Origin of the sequence: Actinophytocola xinjiangensis, from assembly GCF_001921215.1 — a bacterium.
Classification (GTDB): domain Bacteria; phylum Actinomycetota; class Actinomycetes; order Mycobacteriales; family Pseudonocardiaceae; genus Actinophytocola; species Actinophytocola xinjiangensis.
Genome location: NZ_MSIF01000014.1, coordinates 160,081 through 184,440, shown reverse-complemented (window position 1 = coordinate 184,440; position 24,360 = coordinate 160,081). Strand labels below are relative to the sequence as shown.

Annotated in this window: 18 protein-coding genes; 8 read left to right on the top strand and 10 right to left on the bottom strand. The window is 71.1% G+C overall.

The genetic code is table 11. From position 1 onward, the window contains the following. Nucleotides 1-23: 23 nt before the first annotated feature. Complete coding sequence (locus tag BLA60_RS26260; protein ID WP_075135662.1) at nucleotides 24-3,950, bottom strand: S8 family serine peptidase; 3,927 nt, start codon at nucleotides 3,948-3,950, stop codon at nucleotides 24-26. A 256-nt stretch (nucleotides 3,951-4,206) separates the two neighbouring features. Then, the gene (locus BLA60_RS46285) at nucleotides 4,207-7,194 is read right to left on the bottom strand and encodes a helix-turn-helix transcriptional regulator (protein WP_154814587.1); all 2,988 of its coding nucleotides are present in this window, start codon (nucleotides 7,192-7,194) and stop codon (nucleotides 4,207-4,209) included. A gap of 99 nt (nucleotides 7,195-7,293) precedes the next feature. On the opposite strand from BLA60_RS46285, the gene BLA60_RS44295 reads away from it, so the two are divergent. Further along, complete coding sequence (locus BLA60_RS44295; protein ID WP_075135703.1) at nucleotides 7,294-8,469, top strand: DUF445 domain-containing protein; 1,176 nt, start codon at nucleotides 7,294-7,296, stop codon at nucleotides 8,467-8,469. On the opposite strand, the gene BLA60_RS26245 is transcribed toward BLA60_RS44295, so the two are convergent. Genes BLA60_RS26245 through BLA60_RS26235 form a run of 3 tightly spaced genes read right to left on the bottom strand, consistent with a single transcriptional unit; the run spans nucleotide 8,432 to nucleotide 11,127 of the window. Further along, the gene (locus BLA60_RS26245; RefSeq protein ID WP_075135660.1) at nucleotides 8,432-9,310 is read right to left on the bottom strand and encodes a metal ABC transporter permease; all 879 of its coding nucleotides are present in this window, start codon (nucleotides 9,308-9,310) and stop codon (nucleotides 8,432-8,434) included. The two genes, BLA60_RS44295 and BLA60_RS26245, sit on opposite strands and share 38 nt — an antisense overlap. Next, nucleotides 9,311-10,153, bottom strand: a complete 843-nt coding sequence (locus BLA60_RS26240; RefSeq protein WP_075135659.1) for a metal ABC transporter ATP-binding protein — start codon at nucleotides 10,151-10,153, stop codon at nucleotides 9,311-9,313. After that, complete coding sequence (locus tag BLA60_RS26235; RefSeq protein ID WP_075135658.1) at nucleotides 10,150-11,127, bottom strand: metal ABC transporter solute-binding protein, Zn/Mn family; 978 nt, start codon at nucleotides 11,125-11,127, stop codon at nucleotides 10,150-10,152. The genes BLA60_RS26240 and BLA60_RS26235 overlap by 4 nt, the downstream gene beginning before the upstream one ends. Before the next feature lie 183 nt (nucleotides 11,128-11,310). Here BLA60_RS26235 and BLA60_RS26230 point away from each other — a divergent pair, with 183 nt between their 5' ends. From BLA60_RS26230 to BLA60_RS26210, 5 genes are all read left to right on the top strand, one after another. Then, on the top strand, nucleotides 11,311-12,411 hold the full coding sequence (locus tag BLA60_RS26230; protein ID WP_075135657.1) for a LacI family DNA-binding transcriptional regulator: 1,101 nt from the start codon (nucleotides 11,311-11,313) through the stop codon (nucleotides 12,409-12,411). A gap of 525 nt (nucleotides 12,412-12,936) precedes the next feature. Further along, complete coding sequence (locus BLA60_RS26225) at nucleotides 12,937-13,428, top strand: beta-class carbonic anhydrase (protein ID WP_075135656.1); 492 nt, start codon at nucleotides 12,937-12,939, stop codon at nucleotides 13,426-13,428. A gap of 17 nt (nucleotides 13,429-13,445) precedes the next feature. Next, nucleotides 13,446-14,321, top strand: a complete 876-nt coding sequence (locus tag BLA60_RS26220) for an HhH-GPD family protein (RefSeq protein ID WP_075135655.1) — start codon at nucleotides 13,446-13,448, stop codon at nucleotides 14,319-14,321. Between the two features lie 124 nt (nucleotides 14,322-14,445). Beyond that, complete coding sequence (locus tag BLA60_RS26215) at nucleotides 14,446-15,456, top strand: peptidoglycan recognition protein family protein (RefSeq protein WP_075135654.1); 1,011 nt, start codon at nucleotides 14,446-14,448, stop codon at nucleotides 15,454-15,456. Between the two features lie 72 nt (nucleotides 15,457-15,528). Next, nucleotides 15,529-16,032: a hypothetical protein gene (locus tag BLA60_RS26210; RefSeq protein WP_075135653.1), complete on the top strand. Its 504-nt coding sequence runs from the start codon at nucleotides 15,529-15,531 to the stop codon at nucleotides 16,030-16,032. Here the strand turns inward: BLA60_RS26210 and BLA60_RS26205 are convergent. Beyond that, on the bottom strand, nucleotides 16,022-16,801 hold the full coding sequence (locus BLA60_RS26205) for an alpha/beta fold hydrolase (RefSeq protein WP_245812155.1): 780 nt from the start codon (nucleotides 16,799-16,801) through the stop codon (nucleotides 16,022-16,024). The genes BLA60_RS26210 and BLA60_RS26205 overlap by 11 nt on opposite strands. A gap of 54 nt (nucleotides 16,802-16,855) precedes the next feature. Here BLA60_RS26205 and BLA60_RS26200 point away from each other — a divergent pair, with 54 nt between their 5' ends. Then, nucleotides 16,856-18,355 carry a M1 family metallopeptidase gene (locus BLA60_RS26200; RefSeq protein ID WP_245812154.1) on the top strand — a complete coding sequence of 500 codons (1,500 nt, stop codon included), beginning with the start codon at nucleotides 16,856-16,858 and terminating at the stop codon, nucleotides 18,353-18,355. A gap of 4 nt (nucleotides 18,356-18,359) precedes the next feature. On the opposite strand, the gene BLA60_RS26195 is transcribed toward BLA60_RS26200, so the two are convergent. The 3 genes from BLA60_RS26195 to BLA60_RS26185 form a co-directional block, all read right to left on the bottom strand. Next, the gene (locus tag BLA60_RS26195) at nucleotides 18,360-19,352 is read right to left on the bottom strand and encodes an endonuclease/exonuclease/phosphatase family protein (RefSeq protein WP_154814585.1); all 993 of its coding nucleotides are present in this window, start codon (nucleotides 19,350-19,352) and stop codon (nucleotides 18,360-18,362) included. Next, nucleotides 19,345-19,551 (bottom strand): hypothetical protein, encoded by a 207-nt coding sequence (locus BLA60_RS26190; RefSeq protein ID WP_075135652.1) that lies wholly within the window; start codon nucleotides 19,549-19,551, stop codon nucleotides 19,345-19,347. The genes BLA60_RS26195 and BLA60_RS26190 overlap by 8 nt, the downstream gene beginning before the upstream one ends. A gap of 122 nt (nucleotides 19,552-19,673) precedes the next feature. Continuing rightward, complete coding sequence (locus BLA60_RS26185; protein ID WP_075135651.1) at nucleotides 19,674-22,226, bottom strand: ATP-dependent Clp protease ATP-binding subunit; 2,553 nt, start codon at nucleotides 22,224-22,226, stop codon at nucleotides 19,674-19,676. 390 nt (nucleotides 22,227-22,616) lie between these two features. Here BLA60_RS26185 and BLA60_RS26180 point away from each other — a divergent pair, with 390 nt between their 5' ends. Continuing rightward, nucleotides 22,617-23,339, top strand: a complete 723-nt coding sequence (locus BLA60_RS26180; protein WP_075135699.1) for a (2Fe-2S)-binding protein — start codon at nucleotides 22,617-22,619, stop codon at nucleotides 23,337-23,339. 37 nt (nucleotides 23,340-23,376) lie between these two features. Here the strand turns inward: BLA60_RS26180 and BLA60_RS26175 are convergent, their stop codons facing one another. After that, nucleotides 23,377-24,348 (bottom strand): ArsR/SmtB family transcription factor, encoded by a 972-nt coding sequence (locus tag BLA60_RS26175; RefSeq protein ID WP_075135650.1) that lies wholly within the window; start codon nucleotides 24,346-24,348, stop codon nucleotides 23,377-23,379. Between the last annotated feature and the right edge of the window lie 12 nt (nucleotides 24,349-24,360).

The following is a 24,360-nucleotide window of genomic DNA, read 5'->3' as shown; positions in this document are numbered from 1 at the left end:
TCGTGCGGTCCGGGGCCGACTGCCTATCTGGTGACGGTGATCGGGATGGTGACCTTCGGGCTGGCGCCGCCGTTGCCGCGCAGGACGAGGTCGAACTGGTCGATCTCGGCGGGCAGGGTGGACCAGTCGAGGTCGACGGTCAGGGTCTCGGTGCGGCGGGCGGGCAGCGTTCCCTCCTCAGTAGACAGTTGGGCCCAGTCGGTCGACGGGGCGATCGGGTCGCCGGTGGCGATCTTGTTGAACGACGCCCCGAAGCCCAGGGTGTGCAGCACGTTGCCCTCGGCGTCGAGGTCAAGGCCGGTGTAGGCCAGGCCGTACGCCGGGTCCAGCGCCACGTCCGAGATCTCCGTGCAGGTCGTCGGGTCCAGTTGGCGCAGGACCGTGCGGTCGGCGGTGTCGCTGCCGGTCTGCTGAACACTGTTGGCCCACAGCGTCCTGGACGTCGGGTTCCAGCCGAGGCCCTGGACCTGCCTGGTCACGACGCAGGTGTTCAGCGCCTCCCCCGGGTTCTGGTGGTCCAGCCCGGCGATGGTCCTGATCCGGCTCTGGTAGCCGCCGTCGCGGTGCGCGGCGATGACGTAGAACAGGTCGCGCTGCTCGTCGTAGGCCAGACCCGCCGGGCCGACCCGCGGGCCGAAGCCGAGCGGCAGGGTCACCACGTCGGTGGTGCCGGGGCGCAGACAGACGATCTGCTCGTAGGTCTCCAGGCCGTCGAAGGTCAGGCACAGCATCCCGCGGGAGGGAACCCACGCCAGGTCCGAGGACGTGCTCTGCTCGCTGAGACCGAGCTTGTCCATCACCGCCCGCAGGTTGATCGCCTCGCCGGTCCGCACGCCGGCCTCGGTGACCTCGAACAGCTCCCCGCCGGCCGGGGTGACGCCGCCGACCCAGTAGTTGCCGTTGACCTCCTCGACGCCGGTGGTCCACATGCTGCCCATCCGGACGTTCGCCAGCTTCGTCCACGGCGCCGGCGCGTCGGCGCGGCTCGGGGTGGCGGTGGCGTACCAGTCGAGCTGGGTGGCGCCGGAGTTGGTCAGGCGGACCGTGGCCGGCCGGCCGGGCGTGATCTCGGTCCGCTGGGCGCGGACGTCGAGCCGGCCGCCGGAAAGCACGTGGTTGACCGTCAGCGCCTGGCGGTCGGTGGTCACCTTCGCCGGCACGCTGGACTCGGTCGAGTAGCCGGGGGGTTTGCGGGCGGCCACCCGGTACTGCTGGCCCGCCAACAACTCGAACCAGTACCGCCCGTCGTCGCCGGTGCGGACGCGGCGCACCAGTTTCCCGGTGGGGCCGTACAGGTCGACGGTGGCGCCGGGGACCGGTGCCCTGGTCGTCCTGTCGGTCACGACACCGCTGGCCGAACCGGCGGCCGGGCGGCTGAACCGGATCTGGTGGTCGTCGTTGAGGGAGGGTTCGAGGTTGGAGTAGAGCAGGCCGGTGGAGGCCGTCGCGCGGCCGTCGGGGCTTTCGCCGGTGATCCGGATGTCGGCCCCGGCGCCCCGCTCGTACAGGTTGTCCTCGTCGATGTCGGCGTAGGCGTAGACGATGTCGCCGTTCTCGTGCAGGGTCACCGCGAAGCTGAACCGCAGGTTCGACGACGCGAGGAAGACGTCGCGCCACTCCACGGTGAACGCCCGGTTGGGCGCCGTGCCGGTCGTCCCGGTCATGACGTGGGAGTTCTCGTCGAAGTCCAGCAGGGCGAAGAACGGCTTGAGACCCCAGAACACCGTCTTGTCCGGGCCACGCGTCCAGAAGCTCGCCAGGCCGTGCCGGCCGACGTGCAGCGTGTCGTACCGCTTGCCGAAGTACGGGAACGCGAAGGGCAGCTCGACCGGGACCGAGCCCCAGCCGAACGGGACGTCGAGCTCGGTGTCGCCCGTGATCCAGTGGGTCGGTTCGAGGCCGCAGCTGTAGCCGTACGGGGAGTCCCACCAGCCCTCGGAGATCGCGGAGTCGATCTTGCGGGGCACCCGCACGACCGGCAGCGCCACGTCGCCGGCCACGTCGACCGAGCGGTGCACCGGCGCGGTGGCGCACCGGCCGCCGTCGACGGTGACCACGTAGGTCCTGGGGCCGGGCACGTTCGCCACGGCGAAGGTGCCGTCGGCGCCGACGGTGGCGGTGAAGCGGGTGCCGGCAATGCGCACCGACGCGCCGGTCATGGCCTTGCCGGTGGTCTGGTCGAGGACCTGGCCGGTGACGGTGAAGCCCTTCGCCGCCGGCAACGCGATGTCGGTGGTGGTGGTCCGCCCGGCCGTCACGGTGATCGGCACGGTCGTGGTCTCGAACCCGAACCCGCTGACCGTGGCCTGGTACTCGCCGGGCGCGACGGTCGCGGTGTAGGCGCCGTCGTCGCCGGTCCGCACCGAGCGCAGCAGCGTGCCCGCCGTGAGCGAGAGCACCGCGCCGCGCACCCCGGCGCCGCCGACGGCGTCGGTGACCGTGCCGGTGATCGTGCCGCCCTCGACCGGGTCGGTGGCCTCGACCAGCGCCAGCGCGTCGAGCCGGCCCTCGCCGTAGACGTTGTTGTCCTCGGCGGTGCCGCCGCAGCGGGTGTCGTCGGTGTCGACGGCGGTGGCGTCGAGCAGGTCACGAGTGCGGGCGAGGTCGCCGACCAGGGTCGGGTCCGCCGACCAGGCCAACGCGACCGCGCCGGACAGGTGCGGGGCGGCCATCGACGTCCCGGACAGCACGCCGTACTGGCTGCCGGGCAGCGACGAGCGCACGTTCACGCCCGGCGCGGAGATGTTCGGCTTGACCTCGCCGTCCTGGCCGGGGCCGCGCGCGGAGAACGGGGCGATCGCGTTCGACGAGTCGTACGCGCCGGTGGAGTAGTTCAGGACGCGGCTGCCGGGCGCGCCGGAGGAGGTGCAGCCCTTGTCGCCGGAGTTGCCGTTGGCCCACACGCCGAAGATCCCGGCGTCGGACCACGCGGTGAGGATGTCCTCCATGAACGGGTCGTTGCTCGGGTCGACGGTGCCCCACGAGTTGTTGACCACGTGCGGGCGCCGCGCCGGGTCGGGCGCCGAGCCGTCCACCTTGGTGGGGGCGAGCATCCACTGGGCGGAGTCGACCAGCGCCTGGTCCGACGGGCAGCACCCGTTGGCGGTGATCCACTTCGCGCCGGGCGCGACGCCGATGCGGTTGGCGGCGCCGTCGTCGCCGACCATCGTGCCCATCGTGTGGGTGCCGTGGCCGTTGTCGTCCTTGGGGTAGGTCGAGGTGCCGGAGACGTCGAGCCAGTTGTAGTCGTTGTCGAACGTGCCGGCCTCGGCGTCGTAGCCCCGGTAGGCGCCGACCAGCGACGGGTGGTCCAGTTGGGCGCCGCTGTCGATCGAGCCGACGACGATCCCGTCGCCGCGCACGCCGAAGCGCTCCCACACCTGGTCGGCGTGGATGTTGGCCACGCCCCACTCGACGACCGCCGCCGCGCCGGGCGCCAGGCGCGACCCGGTCAGCTCCCGCGTGACCGGCTCCGGCCGCTCGTAGGCGACCGGCGCGAACACCCGGTCCACGCCGGAGTCGGCGGCCAGGCGTTCGGCCAGCAGCCGGTCGCCGCCCTCGACGCGGATCGCGTTGGTGATCCAGTAGGAGGTGTACTCGACGCCGGAGGCCTTCAGCACCTCGACCGCGTCGGCCTGCGCCTCGGTCGCCGCGCCGCGCAGCCGGTCGACGACGAACGCGCCGCGCCGCGCCCAGTCGGTGATCCCCTCTGCGCCGGCGAGGTCGGGGCGGGCGTCGAAGGACACCCAGAAGTCCTGGTCGGCGCCCTCGGTCTGGAACTGGTCCACCAGCGCCGGCTCGACCTTGTCGCTTCCGGCCATCACGATCGCCGGGTCGTCGGCGGTGGCGGGTGGGGCGGCCGAGCCGACGCCCGGGCCGGCCACCGCCAGCGCGGACACCGTGACCAGCGTGCACAGGCCCTGTCTGGCCCGTGTCGTTCGCTTGCTCATTCTCATCTCCCGTACTGGGCTCACAGCGGTTCGAACCCGTCGAGGTCCTCGCTCTCGGCGAGGTCCTCGGGTTCGGTCTGGGGGTTTGAGCCATCTGCCGGTGATTCGGCAGCCTCCGCCGGTGCGTGCCGGTCGGCTGGCCGGTCACCGTTCATCGAGACACTCCGTTCGCGCTTGTCGGGGGCAGGGGCGTGCGCCAGCGTCCCCGAGACGCCACCGTTTGCGATCGGGCAAACACCCGAATGATTCGGACCGGTCAGTCCGTCAGCCCGGACTCGGACTGCACCACCGCGACGGCCAGCGCCGTCCGCGAGGTCACGCCGAGCTTGCGCATGGCCGAGTTGAGCTGGCTGGACACGGTCTTGGGCGAGCGGGACAGCGCGGCGGCGATCTGCCGGTTGGTGTGCCCGGCGACCACCAGACGCACCACCTCACGCTCACGCGGGGACAGCTGGTCGCCGTAGCCCCGGCGCCCGCCGCGCCACGGCCGGGGCACCTCGACGCCGTCGCGGCGCAGCCGCCCGGCGACCCGGTCGGCGTCGGCGCGCGCACCGAGCTCGGTCAGGTCCCGGAACACCTCGCCCAGGACCGCCAGGCCCCGCCCGGGGTCGCCGGCGGCGATCAGACAGCGGCCGGCGCCCTCCCTGGCCAGCAGGGAGTCCAGCGGGCGGGGCAGCGCGCCGAAGGCCGTCACCGCCCGCTCGAACCCGGCGGCGGCCAGCGCGAACTCGCCGCTGGTCTCGGACAGGAACGCCTGGCAGGCGGCCAACGCCGCCCGGGGCGCCGGTGCGGGGCAGCCGTCGAGGCCGTCGGTGAACGCGGCGACCAGGCGGGCCAGCTCGGCCGGCTCACCGGCGGCGGCCAGCGCCTGCGCCCGCACCGGCCCGATCTCGGTCCCCCACACCCACACGCCCTTGGCCTCCAGCCGGCGCATCGGCCCGTCGGTGACCTCGATCGCGCCGGCCGGGTCACGCCGCGCCAGCCGCACCCGGCCCACCTCGGCCGCCAGCGCGATCGACGCCGTGAACTGGTCGTTGGCGGTGGCGTGGTCCAGGGCGCGGCGCAGGATCGCCTCGCCGCCGTCGAGGTCGCCGTCGAGCGCGCGCAGCGCACCGAGCACCCGCGCCACGTCCAGGTTGATCGGGCCGTCGGGGTCGTCGGCCTCGGCCAGCGCCCCGGCCTTCTCCCGCAGGCCGGGCCAGGCTCCGCTGATCAGGTCCAGCTCGACGCGCATACCGAGGATCAGCATCAGCGGCCAGCCCTGCTCCTCGGTGAGCGAGACCTCCCGGCCGAGGTCGAGCTGGCGGCGGGCCTCCGCGTAGTCACCCCAGACGATCGCGGCGGCGCCGATGTTGGACCGGGCGCCGGCGATCTCGCGGCGCTCCCGCGCGGTGGTGCCCTCGGTGGACAGGGTGGCGGCCACCGCCCAGCCCTGCTCGTCGCCGAGGAACAGCCGGGCGGCGGCGAGCATGCCGACCAGCTCGATGACGTGGTGCTGCTCGCGCACCATCGGCAGGATCATGGTCGCCCTGTGCAGCCACATCCGGTGCCGTCGCGCCGGCCACGTGCTGGTCAGCGGCCACGCCAGGTAGGCCATGATCGACGCGCGGGCGCCTGGTTCGTGCACCAGCTGGTCGGCGGCGCGTTCCAGCTCGGCGCGGCCCTCGTCGGCGGCCCGCACCCGCACCAGCAGCCGGCCGAGGCCGTAGCGGATCTCCGCCTCGTGCCGCACGTCGATCCCGCCGCCGTCGAGGATCCCGCGCAGCGTGGCGATCACCGTGCGGTGGCGCTGGTCGATCTGTTCGCGGCGGATCGCCAGGGTCGCCAGCCGGGCACCGAGCCGGCCGCGTTCGGCCAGGTCGACGGCGGCCTCAAGGCCGGCCTCGGTGAGCAGGTCGTTGAGCGCGGCCACCGCCGGGGTGACGTCCAGCGCCTCGACCGCCAGGTCCACGGCCGCCTCGGTGTAGCGGATCCACTCGGGCACCGCGTTGGCCTCGCGGAAGTGCCGGGCCAGGCGGGCGACCGGCAGCGGGCGCGCGGACTCCAGGGCGCGCCCGGCCCGCAGGTGCAGGTGGCGGCGGCGGGTCGGCACGAGCGCGTCGTAGACCGCGCGGGCGGTCAGCGCGTGCCGGAACGCCAGCCGGTGGCGGTCGCCCTCGGTCAGCAGCCGCAGCGAGATGACCTCCTCGAACGCGTCGGCGGTGTCCTGGCCGTCCAGTCCGGCGACCGTGCTCAGCAGCGCCTCGTCGACGGGTTCACCGAGGACGGCGGCGGCGTCGAGGATGCGTCGGGCCTCGGGGCCCAGGCGCTGGCTGCGTTCCAGGACCGAGTCCCGGATCATCGCCGGCACCTGGAGTTCGGCGAGGCTGCGTCGCGCCCACTCGCCGTCGCCGCGGCGCACCACGTCACCGCGGTGACGCAGCAGCCGCACCGACTCCTCCACCGCCAGCGGCACCCCCTCGGTGTGCTGGTGGAGGAACTCGGCGAACGCCTCGGAGATGTGCCCGTCGCCGAACATCGACGACACCAGTCCGGCCGTGCCGGCCACGTCCAGCGGCTCCAGGGTCAGCGCCGCGCGGGCCGGGCCGCTGCCCTGCCGGGAGGACAGCCGGGGCAGCAGCGACCCGGCCGGCACGTCCTCGGGCCGGTAGGTCACCACCAGGCTCGGCCCGGCCGGCGGGTGCCGGGCGGTGAGGAACAGCAGGAACTCCAGCGTCGCCTCGTCGGCCCAGTGCGCGTCCTCGACGATCAGGGTGTCGACGTTGAGCGCGCCGAGCAGCTCCAGCCAGGCGCGGAACAGGCGGTGGCGGGCGGCGGTCAGGTCCTCCAGCGGCTCGGGTGCCGGCGGCAGGTGCTCGGCCCACTCGGGGAACAGCGGGCGCAGCACCCCGGCCAGGTCACTCAGGCGCAGCGACCGGACGCTGCCGGTGGCCCGGCGCACCGCGTCCACGATCGGGCCCAGGGTGTGCGGCTGGCGGAAGGGCGGGCAGGCGGTGAGCAGCGTGCGCCGGCCGGGATGGGCGTCGAGCCACTCGGTCACCAGCCGGGTCTTGCCGATGCCGGCCTCGCCCTCGACGAGCACCACGGCCGGCGGGTGGTCGAGGGTGTCGGTGAGCCTGGCCAGCGGCACGTCCCGCCCGACGAACCTCGGCATGGCCAGCGTCGTCGCGGCCGGTGTCGTCGCAGCCGGTGTCGTCGCAGCCGGTGTCGTCGCGGCCGGTGTCGCCGTCTCGACCCCGGTCACGCGCACGGTAAATCATTAAACGTTCACCACTGACAAAAGTCACGACGTTGCCGGTCAGGGCCTAACATCGGCGCGGTGGACTGGCTCGTCTACGTCTCCATGCCGGTGATCGCCGCCGCCATCGGGTACCTGACCAAACGCGCGGCCATCGAGATGATGTTCCGGCCGCTGCGGTTCGTCGGGCTGGTCGACCCGTGGCTGGGCTGGCAGGGCGTGGTGCCCCGGCACTCCGAACGCATGATCCGCACCTCGACCGAACTGCTCACCGGCCGGCTGGTGGACACCGCCGAGATCTTCCGCCGTATCGACCCCGACCGGCTCGCCCGGCGGATCCAGGGGCCGCTGCTGACCGAGGTCGACCGGGCCACCCGGCAGATCATGGCCCGCCACCAGCCCCGGGTGTGGGACCTGCTGCCGCCGCTGGCACGCGACCTGCTGGTCAAGCAGGTGCAGGTCAGCTCGCCGGTGCTGCTGGCGCGGATCATGACCGAGATCCAGGAGCACATCGACGAGGTCCTCGACCTCGAACAGGTCGCCGTCGGCGCCCTCACCCGCGACAAACGGCTGCTGATCCGGCTCATCCGCGACATCTCCCGCCCGGAGATGGCCTTCCTCGCCCGCTGCGGGATCTACTTCGGACTGGTCCTGGGGCTGGTGCAGACCGCGGTGTGGGCGCTGACCCGGTCACCGCTGGTGCTGCCGGTGTTCGGCGCGCTGATCGGCTGGTTCACCGACTGGCTGGCGATCAAGCTGGTGTTCTTCCCCCGCCAGCGCAGACGGTTCGGGCCGTTCACCGTGCAGGGCGTGTTCCAGCGGCGCCGCGACGAGGTGGCCAAGCGGTACGCGCGGATCGTCGCCGACGAGGTGATGACCGTGCCCAACCTGGTCGACGCGCTGCTCACCGGCCCCCGCTCCGACCGGCTGCGCGCGCTGGTCCGCCGGGTGGTGGCCGAGACCATCGACGAACAGGCCGGCACCGTGCGGTCACTGGTGTCGGTCACCGCCGGCCCGGAGACGTTCGCCGCCATCACCCAGGACGCCGCCGACCGGGTGATCGCGTTCCTGCCCGAGGCGCTGCTGCACGCGCGGGACTACACCACCGACGCGCTGGACATCCGCGACACCATCGCCACCCGGATGCGCCGGCTCGACCGCGTCGAGTACGAGGGGCTGCTGCGGCCGGCGTTCCGCCAGGACGAGTGGAAGCTGATCGCCGTCGGCGCGGTCATCGGCGCGGTCATCGGGGAACTGCAGGTACTGCTACTGCTGCGGTAGCCACCCCGCGCGAACGCCCGCGCACCAGGCTGATCGTCCAGCACACCAGGAAGATCAGGAACGAGATCGCGGTGACGAACGCGCTCACCGGCGCGCCCGGCGCCAGCGACAGCAGGATCCCGCCGACCGCCGACACCTCGGCGAACACCACCGCCAGCACCGTGGCGCGCAACGGGTTCGCGGTGATCCGCACCGCCGCCGCGGCCGGGGTGATCATCAGCGAGAGCACCAGCAGCGCGCCGACGGTCTGCACCCCCAGCGCGGTCGCCACCCCCACCAGCACCGCGAACACCAGCGACAACGTCCCCGTCGGCACGCCACGCGCACGGGCCACCTCGGGGTCGACGCTGGCGAACAGCAGCGGCCGGTAGATCACCGCCAGCACCGCCAGCACCCCGATCGCGCACCCGCCCAGCAGCGCCAGCGACGCGAACTCCACGCTCACGATCTGCCCGACCAGCAACCCGAACTTGTTCGACGCGCGGCCGGGGTAGAACCACAGCAACAGCACCCCGACGCCCAGCCCGAACGCCAGCACCGCGCCGATGACCGAGTCGTGCTCGGAGGAGCGCCGCGACAGCAGACCCAGCACCAGCGCGGCGACCACCGCGCCGGCCAGCGCCCCGTGCCCGACGTTGATGCCCAGCAGCAGGGCCGCCGCGCCGCCGGTCAACGACAGCTCGCTGGTGCCGTGCACCGCGAAGGCCATGTTGCGGCTGACGATCAGCGGGCCGAGGACCCCGGCGAGCAGGCCCAGGATCGCGCCCGCCACCAGCGCCGTCCGCACGGCCGGGAAGCTGAGCAGCGCGATCGTCGAGTCGAAGTCGAAGAGCTGGTCCATTCAGCTCGGCTCCTCGTCGTGGAGGTGGTGGGGCTGCTCACACAGCCCGGGTTGGGCGCCGACGACGTGGATCTGCCCGCCGACCCGCACCACGTCGACCCGCGCCCGATACAGCTCGGAGAGGGTCTCGGTGGTCATCACCTCGTCCGGGGCGCCGATCCGGAACCGGCCGTCGACCAGGTACAGGACCCGGTCGACCAGCGGCAGCACGGGGTTGATCTCGTGGGTGACGAACAGCACCGCGGTGCCGGCCGTGCGGCGCCGCCGGTCGATCAGCGAGCTGACGACCTGCTGGTTGGCCAGGTCCAGCGACAGCAGCGGCTCGTCACACAGCAGCACCTCGGGGTCGCTGACCAGCGCCTGGGCCACCCGCAGCCGCTGCTGCTCGCCGCCGGACAGGCGCCCGACCGGCGCGTCGGCGAACCCGCCGGCGGCGACCTCGGCGAGCGCGGCGTCGACCCGGGCGCGGCGCGCGCGCATCCCGCGCAGGCCAACACCCCAGCGGTGCCCGTCGAGCCCGAGGCCGACCAGGTCACGCCCGCGCATGACCAGGCTTTCCTCCATGGCGCGTTGCTGGGGGATGTAGCCGATGCGCCGGTTGCCCCGGCCGGGCGGCGCGTCCACGATCCGCACGGTGCCGGCGGTCAGCGGCTGCAGACCGAGCAGCACCCGCAGCAGGCTGGTCTTGCCCGAGCCGTTGGGCCCGAGGACCACGACGAACTCGCCGGGCGTCACGTCGAGGTCCAGGCCGGACCACAGGATCCGGTCGCCGTAGCCGAGGGTGGCGCCGCGCAGGGAGATGACGCCGGTGGCGGTGGTCTGGGCGTCGGGCTCGACGGTCACGACTTGTCGAAGGCGCCGGCCAGGGCGTCCACCGTGCTGGTCATCCACTCAACGTAGTCCGTGACGCCCTCGGGCAGCGTCTCGGTCACGTTCACCACGGGGATGCCGGCGCGGGTGGCGGCGTCGGTGAGGGAGTTGGTCACCGGGGTCTCGGTCTGGGCGTTGTTGACCAGCGCGGAGACCTGGCGGCGGTCGAGCAGCTCGGTGGTCGCGGCGACCACGGCCAGCGGCGGGTCGGTCTCCTCCTCGATGGCCTCGGAGAACTCCGGCGGGGTGGCGTCGGTGAGGCCGGCGGCGTCGAGCAGGTAGTAGGCGACGGGTTCGGTGGCCAGGACCCGGGCACCGGGGTGGGTCTTGCCGATGTCGGCGGCGCGGACGAGCAGGGCGTCGAGGTCGCTGGTGATGGCCTGCGCGTTGGCGGTGAACTCGTCGCGCCGGTCGGGCTCGATGGCGGAGAACTCCTCGGCGAGCGCGTCGGCGACGGAGCTGACGGTGGTCAGGTCGTACCAGACGTGCTCGTTCACGGCGCCGTGCTCGTGGCCATGGCCCTGCTCGTCCTCGGTGGCGCCGTCCTCGTCGTGGCCGGGCTCGCCCTCCTCGCCGTGACCGGAGAGTTCGAAGGCGTCCACGGCCGGGACGTCGGTGCCGCTGGAGTCGAGTAATTTCGTGAAGAACTCGTCGTAGCCGCCTCCGTTGTAGACGACCACGTCGGCCTCGGCGACGGCGACCATGTCGGTGGGCCGGTCGGGTTGGGCGTGCGGGTCCCCGGAGGCGTTGTTGACCAGGGACTCGACGTCGACCTGGTCACCGCCGACCCGGGCCGCGACGCTTCCCCAGACGTCGGTCGACGCGACCACGGTGATGGCGCCGCCCTGGTCGCCACCGTCGTCGCCCTCGGACCCACAGGCGGTCAGTGTGACGACCAGACCGGCGGCGAGCACGAACCCACCCAGAACCGTGCGAGCAGAACTCATCGGACACCCCTCGGCCAACTCATGCACGCCTCGCTATAGATAATGGAAACCATTTCCGACTACGCTCTGCCGACTATACGACACCTCCAACGTGCCTGGTACCTCGACCGGGGTCACCCATCTGGGAAAGTGCTGATGGGCCTTGGACTTCTGCTATTGGTTCTGAACCGTTACGGTCAGCTCATGGCCCGGCCAATGCACATGCGCCGGCCAGCGACACTGGCGTCGCTGGCCGCGGAGCTCGGTGTGTCCAGAACCACCGTGTCCAACGCCTACAACCGGCCTGACCAGCTGTCCCCGGAGCTGCGCAGGCGCGTTCTGGAGACCGCTCGTCGCCTGGGGTACCCCGGCCCGGACCCGGTCGCACGTTCACTGCGCACCAGGAAGGCCGGGGCGGTCGGCCTGCTGCTCACCGAGAACCTGTCGTACGCGTTCCGTGACCCGGCCGCCCTCGGATTCCTGGAGGGGCTGGCGCTGGCCTGCGAGGGCGCCGGACAGGGCCTGCACCTCGTTCCGGTGAACCCCGAACGTGAGGACGTCACCGCCGTCCACAGCGCCGGCGTCGACGGCTTCGTCGTCTACTCGGTCCCCGACGACGACCCCCACCTGGCGGCCGTCCTGTCCCGCCCGGTGCCCACCGTGGTCTGCGACCAGCCACGGGTCGAGGGCGTCGACCTCGTCGGCATCGACGACCACGCGGCGATCGCCCAACTCGCGGGCCGCCTGATCACGCTCGGCCACCGCAACATCGGCGTCCTGTGCATGCGCCTGGCCCGCGACCGCAACGACGGCTTCGCCTCGGTGCAACGCCAGCAGACCGCGCACTTCCACGTCCAACGAGCCCGCCTGTCGGCCCTGGCCGACAGCTTCGAGGCAGCCGGCGTCGACTGGGCCAAGGTGCCCGTCGTGGAACGCTTCGACCACAGCCTCCCCCACGGCGAGTCCGCCGCCGCGCAGCTGCTCGACGGTCACCCCGAGGTGACCGCCGTGATCTGCACCTCCGACATCCTCGCCCTCGGCGCACTCGCCGAAGCCAAACGCCGAGGCCTACGCGTCCCCCAGGACCTCACCATCACCGGCTTCGACGGCATCGTCGAAGCGGAACGCGTCGGCCTGACCACGATCCGCCAACCAGTACTAGAAAAGGGCCGGGCGGCCGGGAAACTGCTGCTCGGAGCGGCCGAGCACAGCAAGCCCCGGCACATCACCCTGGACACCGAACTGGTCGTCGGCTCCACGTCGGCGCCGCCGAGGACAACGGAAGAACGCTGGTTCGGCCCCTGACGGTCCGCCCCAGCCGCCGCACCGTCGGGCTCCACCCCGGGGGCGCACCGGACTTGGACATGGCCCCACCGCGTCCGACCCACGTTGCCCGCTCCGACCACACCCCGCCTGACCAGCAACGCGGCCTCGCCGATGCGAAAGCAAATCCCACTGCCCGAGCGCTCCCGCGTTCCCCCAGGGGGACCCCTGTTTCAAGGGTAGTGAGAGACACCGACAGGGACGGGGCTCGCGCGGGGCTTTGTCCACAGGAGGCGGGGCGCCCGAGGGGTGAATGGACGTGCGGGCAGGGCAGCGGATCCGGCACGCGGGCCCGGGCGAGGCCAGCCGACCGGGCCAAACAGCGACTCGGGGCAACACCAGCGGGGCGGGCATCGTCGCAGGTGGATGACTGCGTCGAGTAACCAATGCCACCTTGCCGCATCCGCGCGACAATTGTTCCAATGAATGATCGAGCGGACTTCCAGTGAGCCACCCCAAGGTCGCGGGATGTCGATACACGAGGGCCCAGCGGGCCGGGAGCTGACCATGACGGCGATTGACGAACTGCTCGAACGACACGCGAACGGCTTCGACGCCGGCGCCCCCAACGTCCCGACCCCGGTCCCCGGCCTGCATCTGGCCGTGGTGACCTGCATGGACGCCCGTATCAAGGTCTTCGACGTCTTCGGGCTGCGGCACGGCGAGGTGCACATCATGCGCAACGCCGGCGGTGTGGTCACCGACGACATCGTCCGCTCGCTGGCGATCAGCCAGCGCAAGCTGGAGACCCGCGAGGTGATCATCATGCAGCACACCTCGTGCGGCCTGTCGATGATCACCGAGGACGAGTTCAAGGACGAGCTCGAGCAGGACACCAAACTTCGCCCGCCGTGGGCGATCGAGGCGTTCCGCGAGGTCAAGGACAGTGTCCGGCAGTCGATCGAGCGTGTTCGGCGCAGCCCGTTCATCCCGCACCGGCGCAACGTGCGCGGGTTCGTCTACGACGTGCACACCGCTGAGCTGACCGAGGTCTTCTGAACTAGCATCACCTCTCGATGAGCCTCGATCCCCACGTGCTGACCGACTGGTTCGCCGACCGTGCCCGCGACCTGCCGTGGCGGGCACCCGGCGTGTCGGCGTGGGGTGTGCTGGTCAGCGAGATCATGTTGCAGCAGACGCCGGTCGCCAGGGTCGAACCGTCGTGGCACGAGTGGATGGCGCGGTGGCCGACGCCCTCGGCGCTGGCCGACGCGACGCCGGCCGACGTGTTGCGAGTGTGGGGCAAGCTGGGCTATCCGCGCCGGGCGTTGCGTCTGCGGGACGCGGCGGCGGTCATCGCGCGACAGCACGGTGACGTCGTCCCCTCCGATGTGGACACCTTGTTGGCGTTGCCGGGGATCGGGGCGTACACGGCGCGCGCGGTCGCCGCGTTCGCCTACCGCAAGCGGTGTCCGGTGGTCGACACGAACGTGCGGCGGGTGATCGCCCGCGCGGTGCACGGCGCCGGGGACGCCGGCCCGGCGTCCACCACCCGGGATCTGGCCGACGCCGAGGCGTTGCTGCCCGACGACGACGAGTTCGCCGCCCGGATGTCGGTGGCGATGATGGAACTCGGCGCGCTGGTCTGCACGGCCCGCTCGCCCCGGTGCGCCGACTGCCCGGTCCTCGACGACTGTGCCTGGCAGCGCGCCGGCAAACCCGCCTACGACGGTCCGGCCAAGCCGGTGCAGAAGTTCGCGGGCACCGACCGGCAGGTCCGAGGTCTGCTGCTGGATGTCCTGCGGGACACGTCGATCCCGGTGGCGAAGGCGCGGCTCGACCTGGTGTGGTCGAAAGCGGGCCAGCGCGACCGTTGTCTCGATTCGCTGCTGGTCGACGGCCTGGTCGAGCAGACATCCGACGGATTGTTCGCCTTACCCGGAGAGCACTGAGCCAACCGGCAACAGAAAGCTCTGGTAATTGGGGAACTCTTGTCGTCCTCGCATGTGGTGACTACCGTCAGGGACGCCAGTCACCGATCTGGGGCGAACGCCCCCTTGTCGAGGGAGATCGAAGATGGCCGTATCTCGTCGTGCCCTTTTACGCGGCGGACTCACCGTCACAGCTGTCGGCGCGCTCGGCGCCTCGGTCCCGATCGTCGCGGGTGCCTCATCCGCGGTCGACCGGCCGCAGATGTACGGCTGTGACGAATGGGGAGCCAGGCCGCCCAACGGCACCATCGAAGTGCTCGACCGCACACCCACCTACATCGTGGTTCACCACACCGCCGGCGGGAACTCGCAGGACCTGTCACTGGAGCACGCGTTCGAGATTTCCCGTGGGATTCAGAACTTCCACATGGACGACCGAGGTTGGGTCGACTCCGGACAGCAGTTCACCAACAGTCGCGGTGGACACATCACCGAAGGGCGGCATCGCAGCCTGGAAATTCTGGACGGCGGGACCCAGCACGTGATGGGCGCCCACGTCGGGAACCACAACAGCGAGACCATCGGGATCGAGAACGAAGGTCTCTATTCCTCGGTGGACGTCACCCCGGAGTTGTGGGACTCGTTGGTCCAACTGGTGGCCTACATGGCCCAGCAGTACTCGGTGACGCCGGACCTCATTCGGGGGCATCGGGATTTCAACGCCACCGAATGCCCGGGAGAGGTTCTCTACGGGCGGCTTCCGGAGTTGCGGGAGGCCGTCGGCGCCGTTCTCGGGCTTCGGGTGACCCATCCCGAGACGTGGCCGTTGCTGCGGCCAGGGGACCGCGGCGCGAAGGTCCTTGCCGCACAACACCTTCTGCGGGCCCAGGGTGCCTTGGTCGAGGCCGACGGGGTGTTCGGTCCGGCCACCTTCGCCGCTGTCCAGGGGATGTCGGTTGCCTACGAGCCCTGTTACGCGAGCCGGGTCGCGGACGAGAGCGGGTTCGTCGGGGCTCCCACCTGGGAGCGGCTGGTCCGGACCGTTCGCGCCGGGGAGAACAGTGAGGCCGGGCGAGCCGCTCGGGCCCTGCTGGGCGACCGGGGACGTTCGGACCGGGTGATCGACCTCGCCGAGTGGCGACGGCTGCTCGGTTGATCCACTGACGGGGCCGCGCGCGAGCGCGGCCCCGTTCGGTGTTGAGGTGGTTGGGCTGGAACGCTGGTGGGCATGAGCCACGTGGTGCAGTTCTGGTTCGACGACGGTGGGGATCGGGCTGTTCGGGCACTCCGGGACCGGCTGGAGGAGGCCGGGGTGTCCAGCGTGCGTGGCCGGCCACATGTCGCGTTCGCCGCCGCTGGCAGTATTCCCCGGCAGGCCAGGGACATCCTGGCGGCCGATCTGCGGGTCGTGTCGATCCCAACCCTCTGGTTGGCCACGCTGGCCGCCTCGCCGGGCGGCGGACTGATGCTGGCGGCCGTGGTGGACACCGAGCTGCTCGCGGTGCACTCCGTCGTGCACGACGCGTTGGCCAAGCGGGTCAGGGCACCGTCGGCCTACCACTTCCCGGGGTCCTGGGTTCCGCACTGCCCACTCACCCCCGAGGCGGCCGACGTGTCCGCCGGTTTCGCGGCGCTGCATCCGGTCGAGCCGGTGCGGGCCAGGGTCAGTCAGGTCGCCGTGGTCGACACCCACACCGGGGACGCCCAGACCCTGTTACGCGTCAACGACTGAGCACTTCGCTCAGGAACGCCTCCACCGCGCCCCGGTAGAACTCCGGTGCGTCGCGGTGAACCACGTGACCGGCCCCGTCGGCGATCACGTGGTGGCCGCCGCCGGGAGCTCGGGTGGGCAACTGGCGCATCTGGCCGGGGGGCATCGCCGACAGGCCGGCCTCGATGGCGAGGATCGGACACCGGACCCGCTCCACGTACGGCCAGAAGTCGCGGGTTCCCCATTCCGAGGCGATGCCGTACAGGTCCGTCAGGTCGGCGGTCAGGTGGTAGCCGTCGGGACGCTGGTCGAAGCAGTCGGTGAAGTAGTCGCCCAGCGGCGCGAAGAACTCGCGGATCTGGTCGACGCCCGCGAAGGGAACCGGCCACGACTCGAAGTACTCGCGCCACGGGTCCACGGTCCGGCCGCGTTGGTCGGGGGCCATGTCCTCCACCACGATCCCGCGCACCAGATCCGGTCTGGCCGCCGCGAGCATCCAGGCGTGCAGGCCGCCCATGGAGTGGCCGATCACCACCGCCGGCGCACCGAGGTCGGCCACGATCCGCGCCGCGTCGGCGGCGAAGTCCTCGGTTCGCCAGCCGCCGCCCCGGTGAGGGCTGGCGCCGTGGCCCCGGGCGTCCAGGCCGATCACCCGGCCGTAGCGGGTCAGCCAGCGGGTCACCGGCGCCCACGTCCGCGCCCGGCCCATCAGCCCGTGGAGCACCACGATCGGCTGACCGGCGCCGCCGAAATCGACGACGTCCGGGCGGTCGAATGTCACGTCCGCCACACCAGATACCTTCCAACTCGGTCATCACGGCACCTGCGCCATCATGGCCGAACCATGGTCGAGGCCACCGGAGAACAGGAGCAGCCCACGATGTACCAGGTACGCGCGGCCTGCCTCGCGCTCGCCACGGTCGGCCTCGCCGCGCTCACCTCCTGCACCGGCGGCTCCGACAACGCCGACCCGGCCTCGCCGGCCCCCGACCGGAGCGCCGAACAGCCCCGCCCCGAGCCCACCCCGGGCGCCGACGGCGCCGGCGACCCCTACTACCCGCAGGACGGCAACGGCGGCTACGACGTCGTCGGCTACCACGTCTCCATCAGCTACGACCCGCCCAGCCAGCGCCTCGACGGCGACACCGTCGTCACCGCGACCGCCACGGGGCAGCTGACCGAGTTCAACCTCGACCTGTTCGGGCTGGAGGTCAGCGGCGTCGAGGTCGACGGGCAGCCTGCCGAGTTCGCCCGGCAGGGTGACCACGAACTGGTGATCACCCCGGAGACGCCGGTCACCGAGAACGCACGGTTCGAGACCCGGGTGCGCTACGCCGGCACGCCGTCGATCGCTGGGACCGGCGGGCTGGGTGAGAACGGGTGGCAGATCGCCGCCTCCGGCGGTGCGTTCGTCGCCGGGGAGCCGCACTCGGCCACCACCTGGTACCCCGCCAACGACACCCCCCGCGACAAGGCCACCTTCCGGCTCGACGCCCGCGTGCCCGACGGGTGGAGCGTGGTGTCCAACGGGCTGGAGAAGCCGGCGACCCAGGGCACCGACGGCTGGACCACCTACCACTGGGACGAGCCCAACCGCATCGCCACCTACCTGACCACCGTCGGTATCGACAAGTGGACCTTCGAGCGGTCGACGCTGCCCAGCGGGGTGCCGGTGGTCAGCGCCTACGCGCCCGGCCAGGAGGACAAGACCCAGGTCGAGGAGCGGCTGCCGGAGGTCATCGAGTTCCTGACCGAGAAGTTCGGGCCCTACCCGCAGAGCGCGGCCGGCGGCATCTACATCAACGAGACCATCCCGTTCTCGCTGGAGACCCAGGGCCGCCCGGTCTACGCCGACTGGGCTGAGCTCGACGTCGTCGTGCACGAGAACGCCCACCAGTGGTACGGCAACTCGGTCACCGTCGAGTCATGGGCTGACATCTGTCTCAACGAGTGTTTCGCGAGCTACGCGCAGTGGCTGTGGGAAGAGGCCAAGGACGACGCCGACCTCGACGAGCGCTACCGCACCGAGGTCGCCAGGGCCACCGACCGCCTCTGGGAGGACCCGCTCTACGACATGGGCGCCGGCAACGAGTTCGGCGCCGTCTACCGCAAGGGCCCGCTGGCCCTGCACGCCCTGCGCCGCACCATCGGCGACGACGACTTCGACCGCGTCCTCAAGGAATGGCCGGCCCGCCACCGCGACGCCAACGCGTCCTGGCCCCAGTTCGAACGGTTCGTCGAGGAGGTCACCGGCGAGGACCTCACCGCGTTCTTCGACGCCTGGTTCCGAGGCACCACCCAGCCAGGCGATGACCACCTCTACCCGGGAACCCTGCGCCGCTGACCAGCTACGACGGCAGAACGATCTCGGACAGCACCGCGCTGTGGTCGGTGCCCGGCACGGCGAACACCGCGTAGCTGCCGATCGCGGCACGGCGGTCGACCAGGATGTGGTCGATGGTCACCGGTGGGCCCGTCGGCCAACTCGACCAGGTCGGGGTCATCGCCTGGCCGGTCTCCTCGGCGGCGTCGGCGTAGCCCAGATCGATCAGGTCACGGAAACCACGGTGGTCCAGGCTCGCGTTGAAGTCCCCCGCGAGCACCCGAACCCGCTCCTTGGGCGTCGGCGGCGGCAACATCGCCAGCTCCTCCTGCCAGGTCCGGGCGCCGCCGTCACGCACCCCCGGATACACGTGCACCGCCGTCAGCTCGACATCCTCCGTGCCGTCCAGGTCCACCACGACCGAAGGCTGGGACAAGGTCGTCTCGTCCATCAACACGATCTGGCGCAGCGGGAACCGGGCGGCGATACCGGTTCCCTCGCCGGTCAGGCCGACGTCGTAGACGCGGTGCGGCAGCAGCGAGTGCAGGCCGGCGCGGTCAAGGCCGGACTCGGCCCCGGCGGTCAGCTCGGGAAGCACCAGGACGTCGACCTTCTGCTCGCGGACCAGATCGACGATCGTGTCGGGGTCGGCCCGGCCGACGAAGAGGTTGGCGGCCATCACCCGCAGACGCTCGCCCCCGACACCAGGCTGTTCGTCGGACAGCACCCGGGGGGCGAGCAGGGTGCCCAGGGCGATGGTGAGCAGCAGGACGAGGCCGGCGGCGGCGCGGCGACGCAGGACCAGGGTCAGCAGGGTCCAGAACAGGCCGAACCCCACCAGGTAAGGGGTGATCGCCATGGCGGCGATCAGCCACTCGGTGTTCTCCAGACCCCACAGGCGCAGCACGGCGAAGGTCAGGAAGGCCAGGCTGACCAGCCAGAGGACGAAGCTCAGGGGTCGTCCGCCACGGCGGGGACGACGTGTCGGCGGATCGTCCAGCTCGGCTGTTCTAGCCACGTTCGTTGCCCCGCTTGTAGTTTCCGGTCACCCTGGCCAGAAGTTGCTGGGCTGTCTCGTCGTCGGCCCGCTCCAGGCGGCCCAGCAGAGCCGCCGCGGCCTTGCCTCGGATGGTCGTCACGACCCGGTTGCCTCGGGAGACCAGTACCTGGCCGTTCTTCGTTGCCCGCCAGTCGAACGGGTCGTCCTCCAAGCCCATGGTTATCAGGATGCCTGAAGTGTTGGGCTTTGACTGGTCAATCAGGACTGGTGTGGGTTCGAAGTGACAAAAGAGAAAGCCGCGCTCCCCTGAGGGGAGCGCGGCTTTCCGCGTGCGGGTGCTTAGGCTGACTCCTCGCCTTCGGCGGGGAGGTCGCCGCTGCTGGCGGCCATGTCGACCGGCGGGGCGTCGGGGACGACGCCTGGCTTGGGCTCACCTCGGAAGGTGAACTTGGCCTTGTCGGTGGACGTGCCTTCCTCGCCGTCCCAGCCTTCGACGTCGCAGATGATGATCTGGCCGGGCTGGATCTCGCCGAAGAGGATCTTCTCCGAGAGCTGGTCCTCGATCTCGCGCTGGATGGTGCGGCGCAGCGGCCGGGCACCCAGCACCTTGTCGAAGCCCCGGGTGGCGAGCAGCTTCTTGGCCGCCGGGGTCAGCTCCAGGGACATGTCCTTGTTGCGCAGCTGCTCCTCGACCCTGGCGATCATCAGGTCGACCATCTTCACGATCTGCTCTTCGGTGAGCTGGTGGAAGACGATGATGTCGTCGATACGGTTGAGGAACTCCGGACGGAAGTGCTTCTTGAGCTCGTCGTCGACCTTCTGCTTCATCCGGTCGTAGCTCTGGTCGCCGCCGCCGGAGGTGAAGCCGAGGCTGACCGCCTTCGAGATGTCCTGGGTACCCAGGTTCGACGTGAAGATGATCACCGTGTTCTTGAAGTCGACCGTGCGGCCCTGGCCGTCGGTCAGGCGACCGTCCTCCAGCACCTGCAGGAGGGTGTTGTAGACCTCCTGGTGCGCCTTCTCGATCTCGTCGAACAGCACCACCGAGAACGGCTTGCGCCGCACCTTCTCGGTCAGCTGGCCACCCTCCTCGTAGCCGACGTACCCCGGAGGGGCACCGAACAGCCGCGACGCGGTGTAGCGGTCGTGGAACTCGCCCATGTCGATCTGGATCAGCGCGTCGTCCTCGCCGAACAGGAACTGGGCCAGCGCCTTGGACAGCTCGGTCTTACCGACACCGGACGGGCCGGCGAAGATGAACGAGCCGGACGGGCGCTTGGGGTCCTTCAGACCGGCGCGGGTACGGCGGATCGCCTGCGACACGGCCTTGACCGCGTCCTCCTGGCCGATGATCCGCTTGTGCAGCTCCTCCTCCATGCGGAGCAGACGCGTGGTCTCCTCCTCGGTGAGCTTGAACACGGGGATGCCGGTCCAGTTGGCGAGCACCTCGGCGATCTGCTCGTCGTCGACCTCGGCGACGACGTCGAGGTCGCCGTCCTTCCACTGCTTCTCGCGCTCCGCCTTCTGGCCGAGCAGCTGCTTCTCGGTGTCGCGCAGCTTCGCGGCGCGCTCGAAGTCCTGCGCGTCGATCGCGCTTTCCTTCTCGCGGCGCACGTCGGCGATCTTCTCGTCGAACTCGCGCAGGTCCGGCGGGGCGGTCATCCGGCGGATCCGCATCCGGGCGCCGGCCTCGTCGATCAGGTCGATCGCCTTGTCCGGCAGGTACCGGTCGTTGATGTAGCGGTCCGCGAGCGTGGCGGCGGCCACCAGCGCCGGGTCGGTGATCGTGACGCGGTGGTGCGCCTCGTACCGGTCGCGCAGGCCCTTGAGGATCTCGATCGTGTGCTCGAGCGTCGGCTCGCCGACCTGGATCGGCTGGAAGCGACGCTCCAGGGCCGGGTCCTTCTCGACGTACTTGCGGTACTCGTCGAGCGTGGTCGCGCCGATGGTCTGGAGTTCGCCGCGGGCCAGCATCGGCTTGAGGATGGACGCGGCGTCGATCGCGCCCTCGGCGGCACCCGCGCCGACGAGCGTGTGGATCTCGTCGATGAACAGGATGATGTCGCCGCGGGTGCGGATCTCCTTGAGGACCTTCTTCAGGCGCTCCTCGAAGTCACCGCGGTAGCGCGAGCCGGCGACCAGGGAACCGAGGTCGAGCGTGTAGAGCTGCTTGTCCTTGAGCGTCTCGGGCACCTCGCCCTTGACGACCATCTGCGCCAGCCCCTCGACGACGGCGGTCTTGCCGACGCCCGGCTCGCCGATGAGGACGGGGTTGTTCTTGGTACGGCGGGACAGCACCTGCATGACCCGCTCGATCTCCTTGGCCCGCCCGATGACCGGGTCGAGCTTGCCCTCGCGGGCGGAGGAGGTGAGGTTGCGCCCGAACTGGTCGAGCACCAGCGAGGAGGAGGGGGTGCCCTCGCCCCGGCCGCCGGTCTCCGCGGGCTCCTTGCCCTGGTAACCGGACAGCAGCTGGAGGACCTGCTGGCGGACGCGGTTGAGGTCGGCGCCGAGCTTCACCAGGACCTGGGCGGCGACGCCCTCGCCCTCGCGGATGAGACCGAGCAGGATGTGCTCGGTGCCGATGTAGTTGTGGCCGAGCTGCAGCGCCTCGCGCAGTGACAGCTCGAGGACCTTCTTGGCCCGGGGGGTGAAGGGGATGTGCCCGCTCGGGGCGTGCTGGCCCTGGCCGATGATCTCCTCGACCTGCTGCCGCACGCCTTCCAGGGCGATTCCCAGCGATTCCAGCGCCTTGGCGGCGACACCCTCACCCTCGTGGATCAAGCCCAGGAGGATGTGCTCGGTGCCGATGTAGTTGTGGTTGAGCATCCTGGCCTCTTCTTGGGCCAGCACAACCACCCGCCTCGCGCGGTCGGTGAACCTTTCAAACATCTGCACTCCTGACTGCTGCGCCGGCGGTCCCTGCCCACCGCTTGCGGTGGGTTCAGCACCGTGAGGACCACTGTAGTCGTCCAGCCGGTCGCGCTCAGTACCACTTGCTGCCGGACGTGGTCCTCGGTTGGTCCTCGTCGTTGACGGTCGGACCGTCACATGGCTCAACGTGCGGCAATCGGAATGGATTCCGCAAGCGAGTGGTGTCCGCTGAGCGCGAACAGGGCCTCGCGGAGATCAACAAGGTCCGATAAGGTTAGGCAAGCCTCACAGGTCCTGAGACCCCTGGAGACGCCCGTGTGGAGCAGTACGAGCCTACGGCTCGTGACCGACGAGCGGCGAGCCACGCTCGCCGAGTCGGTGGCGCGCGCGGAGAGTCGCCAGGCCAGGATGTCCCTGACCGTCGGCGAACCCCCCGATTCACACGATTGGGTGAACTGCGGATCGTTACTCTCCGACGTCACGCGGTTCGGCCAGTGGCGAGCCTCACTCGGCGACTGGTTGGTCGACCAGTACGGCGAAGCCCCCGAACGCACCACCGCCGGCTACGTGATGACGTGGTACCTCGGCGTGCCCGGCTACACCGCCGCGCTGCTGTTCCACCACGAACGGCGGGTCCCGTCGTTGCGACCTGAGCAACTGGCGTTCCGGATGGCTCGACCCAGGCCCCACCCGGAGTCCATCGCGTTGCTAGACAAGCGCTTCGTGTGCCTGCCGGACGACCCAGCGGCCGGTACGCCGGATGCCACCGTCGTCCCTGACGAGCGGGCCCTGGCGTCGGTACTGCGCGGACGTTTCATCGCGCACGCGGCCCGGTTCGTGTCGATGTTCGCGCCGACCGTTCGGTTCGGCCGCCGCACGTTGTGGGCCGCCGCCACCGACGCCCTGGACGACTCGATGTTGTTGGTGGGGCGCTACGGAGGCGACGAAGGCGCCGGGGTGGTGGACGGGTCGTTGGTCCTGCCTGGGCGGGTCGCGCCGTTCACCGCCGGGTCGACGATGAGGGCCGAGGGGGCCGGGTGGACCCGGCGGCGGGAGAGTTGCTGTTTCCACTACCTGTTGGAGCGCGGGAAGGGGCCTTGTTCCACCTGCCCCCGGGTGCTTCCCAAGTAGTCGTGTGATCGCTGTCGGTTGTCCACGCCCGAACGCGTCAGGCGGCCAGGGCATCACCCAACGACGTCCGCCGGTACAGCACGGACCGCCCGGACCGGGCCCGGCTCAGCAACCCGGCCCGGTACAGAACAGCCAGATGGCCCCCCACCGCCCCCGGCGCCAGCCGCAACGTCGTGGCCAGCTGCGTGGTGCTGGCCGGCTCGGTCAGCGCCACCAGGACCCGGGCGCGCGACCGCCCCAGCAACGCGGCCAGTGAGTCGGGCGCGGTGACCCGCTCCGGCTCCAGCAGGGCCGCCGTCCCCCTGGCCGGGTAGATCAGCGCATGCGGCCACGGAGGATCCGTGTAGACCGCGATTCGTGGCCAGACGAACACCGACGGGACCAGCAGCAGACCCCTCCCCTCCAGGTCCACCTCCAGGTCCATCCGGTGCTGGAGGCGGATCTCGCCCGACTCCCAGCGAATCCGGCGGTGCAGGCCGCCGAGTGCCGCCGCCCATCCTCCCCGGCTCAACAGGCCCGCACGGTGGATCACGTCCCGCTCGCAGATCGCGCGCATCGTCGGCCAGTCCACCGCTATCAGCTCGTGCCAGGCGGTTTCCATGGTTGACGCGATGACCGTCACGACCTCGGCGGAGTCCAGGATCTCGCGAACCTCGGGCGACGGGGCGGGCGCGTCGGACAGGCTCACGGCGATCTCCTGGCGGGCCAGGTCCAGCGGCGTCGAGCGGACGGCCGCGAGGTCGTCGGCGAGGGTCTGGGCGAGGCTGGCGGGCGGTGGGGCGATGAACGCGGCGCCGTAGCGGCCCCGGTGCAGGGCCAGGACCGCGTCCAGCGGCGTCGTGCGGCGCAGGTGGCGGAACGCGGGGCGCACCCTGGCCAGCCAGCCCGGCGGCAGGCCCGACGGGGCACTGCCACCCAGTTTGCGCAGCAGGTTGTCCAGTTCGAACAGTGGCGACACGGCGAAACGGCTGTTCAGCAGGTCGTCACGGTGGACGGTGAGCTTCAGCACCCATCGACCTTA

Excerpts from the sequence above, each read along its gene's own strand:
- BLA60_RS26260 (WP_075135662.1), bottom strand. The coding sequence starts at position 3,950 with ATGAGCAAGCGAACGACACGGGCCAGACAGGGCCTGTGCACGCTGGTC.
- BLA60_RS44295 (WP_075135703.1), top strand. The coding sequence starts at position 7,294 with ATGCCGGTGATCGCCGCCGCCATCGGGTACCTGACCAAACGCGCGGCC.
- BLA60_RS26235 (WP_075135658.1), bottom strand. The coding sequence starts at position 11,127 with ATGAGTTCTGCTCGCACGGTTCTGGGTGGGTTCGTGCTCGCCGCCGGT.
- BLA60_RS26185 (WP_075135651.1), bottom strand. The coding sequence starts at position 22,226 with ATGTTTGAAAGGTTCACCGACCGCGCGAGGCGGGTGGTTGTGCTGGCC.
- BLA60_RS26215 (WP_075135654.1), top strand. The coding sequence starts at position 14,446 with ATGGCCGTATCTCGTCGTGCCCTTTTACGCGGCGGACTCACCGTCACA.
- BLA60_RS26180 (WP_075135699.1), top strand. The coding sequence starts at position 22,617 with ATGTCCCTGACCGTCGGCGAACCCCCCGATTCACACGATTGGGTGAAC.
- BLA60_RS26225 (WP_075135656.1), top strand. The coding sequence starts at position 12,937 with ATGACGGCGATTGACGAACTGCTCGAACGACACGCGAACGGCTTCGAC.
- BLA60_RS26245 (WP_075135660.1), bottom strand. The coding sequence starts at position 9,310 with ATGGACCAGCTCTTCGACTTCGACTCGACGATCGCGCTGCTCAGCTTC.
- BLA60_RS26200 (WP_245812154.1), top strand. The coding sequence starts at position 16,856 with ATGGTCGAGGCCACCGGAGAACAGGAGCAGCCCACGATGTACCAGGTA.
- BLA60_RS26190 (WP_075135652.1), bottom strand. The coding sequence starts at position 19,551 with ATGGGCTTGGAGGACGACCCGTTCGACTGGCGGGCAACGAAGAACGGC.
- BLA60_RS26210 (WP_075135653.1), top strand. The coding sequence starts at position 15,529 with ATGAGCCACGTGGTGCAGTTCTGGTTCGACGACGGTGGGGATCGGGCT.
- BLA60_RS26230 (WP_075135657.1), top strand. The coding sequence starts at position 11,311 with ATGGCCCGGCCAATGCACATGCGCCGGCCAGCGACACTGGCGTCGCTG.
- BLA60_RS26220 (WP_075135655.1), top strand. The coding sequence starts at position 13,446 with ATGAGCCTCGATCCCCACGTGCTGACCGACTGGTTCGCCGACCGTGCC.